Raw genomic sequence first — 4,245 nt, forward strand, 5'->3', positions numbered from 1 at the left:
AGTTAACGAAAATGCTGACTGACACACCGCTATCGCGAGCAGGCTCACTCCTACAGGGGACCGCGTTTACTTGGCTTTGGCGACTTTCCAGGCGCCGTCCATTTTGCCGTCACCGGTCATGTCACCGGCTTTCTTGTCCATCACGAAGGTGTACAGCGGCATGCCTTGGTAGGCCCATTGCATCGTGCCGTCGTCGCGTTTGATGACAGTCCAGTCACCCATCGACTTGTCACCCGCGGTCGCCATCAACGGCGGCCAATTCGTTGCGCATTTGTCGTTGCACATCGACTTGCCGCCCGAGTCCTTGGCGAAGGTATACAGGGTCATGCCCTTGTGGTCGGTGTACATGCCGTCCTTCTCCATCGCAGGATCCGCAGCCAGCGCAAATCCAGGCAGAGTCAGGGCCGCAGCCATCAGCAGGGCTTTGAAAGAAACAGTCATTTGAGTCATGGAAACCTTCTTTTGTGGTTGTCAGGATTCGGACTTAGAGCTTAGTTGAGGATTTGCACAATCGCCGCCGGACTAAAATACTGTCACACGACTGCAATAATTCCGTTATCTAATGCGGCGCAAGACAGTTAAATGACAAGAGGATTAAGGCATGGTTGGCAGGAGCATTCTGATCGTCGACGACGAAGCGCCCATTCGCGAAATGATCGCCGTTGCGTTGGAAATGGCCGGCTATGACTGCCTCGAGGCAGAGAACTCGCAGCAGGCCCACGCCATCATCGTCGACCGCAAGCCGGACCTGATTCTGCTCGACTGGATGCTGCCCGGCACCTCCGGCATCGAGCTGGCCCGGCGTCTGAAGCGTGACGAGCTGACCGGGGACATCCCGATCATCATGCTCACCGCCAAGGGCGAAGAGGACAACAAGATCCAGGGTCTTGAAGTCGGCGCCGACGACTACATCACCAAACCGTTTTCCCCGCGCGAACTGGTCGCCCGTCTCAAAGCCGTGCTGCGCCGCGCCGGTCCGACCGACGGCGAAGCGCCGATCGAAGTTGGCGGCCTGCTGCTCGACCCGATCAGCCACCGCGTGACCATCGACGGCAAACCGGCCGAGATGGGCCCGACCGAATACCGTCTGCTGCAATTCTTCATGACCCACCAGGAACGCGCCTACACCCGTGGCCAGTTGCTGGATCAGGTCTGGGGCGGCAACGTCTATGTGGAAGAGCGCACCGTCGACGTGCACATCCGCCGCCTGCGCAAGGCCCTCGGCGACGCTTACGAAAATCTGGTACAAACCGTGCGCGGCACCGGCTACCGGTTTTCCACCAAAGCATAAAAAAACAGCTGCAAGCTTCTAGCTACAAGCGGCAAGTAACAGCGAGCCGCTCTGACTTGTAGCTTGCAGCTTGAAACTTGAAGCTGCGGCTAAGGACGCCCCCGTGAATCAAAACTGGCATGGCACCCTGATTCGCCACATGCTGTTGCTGGTCACCGCCTGCCTGGTGATCGGCCTGATCACCGGCTATTACGGCTGGAGCCTCGCGGCGGGTCTGGGGATTTATCTGGGCTGGACGCTCAAGCAATTGCTGCGGCTACACGAATGGCTGCGCCAGCATCAACCCGATGAAGCGCCACCCGACGGCTATGGCCTGTGGGGCGAGGTGTTCGACAGCATCTACCACCTGCAACGCCGCGACCAACGCGTACGCGGGCGCCTGCAAGCGGTGATCGACCGGGTGCAAGAATCCACCGCCGCGCTGAAAGACGCGGTGATCATGCTCGACAGCGACGGCAACCTGGAATGGTGGAACCGCGCCGCCGAAACCCTGCTCGGTCTCAAGACTCCGCAGGACAGTGGCCAACCGGTGACCAACCTGGTGCGCCATCCGCGCTTCAAGGAATACTTCGAGCAGGACAGCTACGCCGAGCCGCTGGAAATCCCCTCGCCGACCAATGATCGCGTGCGCATTCAGCTGTACCTGACCCGCTATGGCAACAACGAACACCTGATGCTGGTGCGCGATGTCACGCGTATCCATCAACTCGAACAGATGCGCAAAGACTTCATCGCCAACGTCTCTCACGAGTTGCGCACACCACTGACAGTGATCTGCGGCTATCTGGAAACCCTGCTCGACAACGTCGAAGAAGTGAATCCACGCTGGAGCCGTGCCCTGCAGCAGATGCAGCAACAGGGCGGGCGCATGCAGACGCTGCTCAACGATTTGTTGCTGCTGGCGAAACTCGAAGCCACCGATTACCCGTCGGACAACCAGCCAGTGCAGATCGACACCCTGCTGCAATCGATCAAGAGCGATGCGCAGCAATTGTCCGGATCGAAAAACCAGCGCATAACGCTGGAAGCCGATGCCAGCCTGTTGCTCAAGGGCAGCGAGGCGGAATTGCGCAGCGCGTTTTCCAATCTGGTGTTCAACGCGGTCAAGTACACCCAGGCCGAGGGCAACATCCGCATTCGCTGGTGGGGTGACGATCAGGGCGCGCATCTGAGCGTGCAGGATTCCGGGATCGGCATCGACAGCAAACACCTGCCGCGCCTGACCGAACGCTTCTACCGCGTCGACTCCAGCCGCAACTCCAACACTGGCGGCACAGGCCTGGGCCTGGCCATCGTCAAGCACGTGTTGCTGCGCCACCGCGCACGCATGGAGATCAGCAGCGTGCCCGGCCATGGCAGCACATTCACCTGCCATTTCGCCCCGGCTCAGGTGGCCCAGGCGCGGGCGATCAGCGCCGCTGAGTAATGTCGCACTAGGCAATCGCCAGGTCAGCCGCTACATTGGCTGACTTGTGCCTGCCTTTCAGGCGCGACTTTTCTCTCTCTTGAATCACACGGAACCCGCAAAACTCCATCATGGACCCTTCCCCTGGCTTGTCCCTCGCAACGATATTCGCCGATTTCGGCATGATCCTTTTTGCTCTGATCCTGGTTTTGCTCAACGGCTTTTTCGTTGCGGCCGAATTCGCCATGGTCAAACTGCGCTCGACCCGGGTCGAGGCCATCGCTGATCAGAACGGCTGGCGCGGGCATATCCTGCGCACCGTACACAGCCAGCTCGATGCGTACCTCTCGGCCTGTCAGCTCGGTATCACTCTCGCCTCGCTTGGCCTCGGCTGGGTCGGTGAGCCGGCGTTCGCACACATCCTCGAGCCGCTGCTGAGTGCGGTCGGCGTGCAGTCGCCGGAAATCGTCAAAGGCGTGTCGTTCTTCACCGCGTTCTTCATCATTTCGTACCTGCACATCGTGGTCGGTGAACTGGCCCCGAAATCCTGGGCGATCCGTAAACCCGAGCTGCTGTCGCTGTGGACGGCGGTGCCGCTGTACCTGTTCTACTGGGCGATGTACCCGGCGATCTACCTGCTCAACGCCAGCGCCAACGCGATTCTGCGTATCGCCGGCCAGGGCGAACCCGGCCCGCACCACGAGCACCATTACAGCCGCGAAGAACTGAAACTGATCCTGCACTCCAGCCGTGGCCAGGATCCGAGCGATCAGGGCATGCGTGTATTGGCATCGGCGGTGGAAATGGGCGAGCTGGAAGTGGTCGACTGGGCCAACTCCCGCGAAGACCTGATCACCCTGGAATTCAACGCGCCGCTGAAAGAAATCCTGGCGATGTTCCGTCGCCACAAGTTCAGCCGTTATCCGGTGTACGACAGTGAGCGCCAGGAGTTCGTCGGCCTGCTGCACATCAAGGATCTGCTATTGGAGCTGGCGGCGCTGGACCACATTCCCGAGTCGTTCAACCTGGCTGAACTGACCCGCCCGCTGGAGCGCGTGTCACGGCACATGCCGCTGTCGCAGTTGCTGGAGCAGTTCCGCAAGGGCGGCTCGCACTTCGCCGTGGTCGAGGAGGCTGACGGCAACATCATCGGCTACCTGACCATGGAAGACGTGCTTGAGGTGCTGGTCGGCGACATTCAGGACGAACACCGCAAGGCTGAGCGCGGGATTCTCGCCTATCAGCCGGGCAAGCTCTTGGTGCGTGGTGACACGCCGCTGTTCAAGGTGGAACGCTTGCTGGGCATCGACCTTGATCACATCGAAGCGGAAACCCTCGCCGGGCTGGTCTACGAAACCCTGAAACGGGTGCCGGAAGAGGAAGAAGTGCTGGAAGTCGAAGGTCTGCGCATCATCATCAAAAAGATGAAAGGGCCGAAGATTGTGCTGGCCAAGGTGTTGATGCTGGATTGAGTGCAATGCGGGAAACCGCGTTGCCTGCTAAAAGATCGCAGCCTGCGGCAGCTCCTACAGGGATTGCATTCCCATGT

4 protein-coding genes are annotated in these 4,245 nt (G+C 60.0%); 3 read left to right on the plus strand and 1 reads right to left on the minus strand.

The annotated features are described in order from the left end of the window. Positions 1–66 precede the first annotated feature (66 nt). Positions 67–450 carry a COG4315 family predicted lipoprotein gene (locus ACW9IR_RS28850; protein WP_095113194.1) on the minus strand — a complete coding sequence of 128 codons (384 nt, stop codon included), beginning with the start codon at positions 448–450 and terminating at the stop codon, positions 67–69. A gap of 151 nt (positions 451–601) precedes the next feature. Between ACW9IR_RS28850 and phoB the strand changes: the two genes are divergently transcribed. From phoB to ACW9IR_RS28865, 3 genes are all read left to right on the plus strand, one after another. Beyond that, entirely contained in the window at positions 602–1,291 is a 690-nt protein-coding gene (phoB, locus tag ACW9IR_RS28855) for a phosphate regulon transcriptional regulator PhoB (protein ID WP_007896474.1), read from the plus strand. Positions 1,292–1,430: 139 nt separating this feature from the next. Then, positions 1,431–2,717 (plus strand): phosphate regulon sensor histidine kinase PhoR, encoded by a 1,287-nt coding sequence (gene phoR / locus ACW9IR_RS28860; RefSeq protein ID WP_457466007.1) that lies wholly within the window; start codon positions 1,431–1,433, stop codon positions 2,715–2,717. Positions 2,718–2,827: 110 nt separating this feature from the next. Further along, on the plus strand, positions 2,828–4,168 hold the full coding sequence (locus ACW9IR_RS28865) for a hemolysin family protein (protein ID WP_007920256.1): 1,341 nt from the start codon (positions 2,828–2,830) through the stop codon (positions 4,166–4,168). The last annotated feature ends 77 nt before the right edge of the window (positions 4,169–4,245 follow it).

The organism is Pseudomonas sp. SDT291_1_S447 (assembly GCF_054070155.1).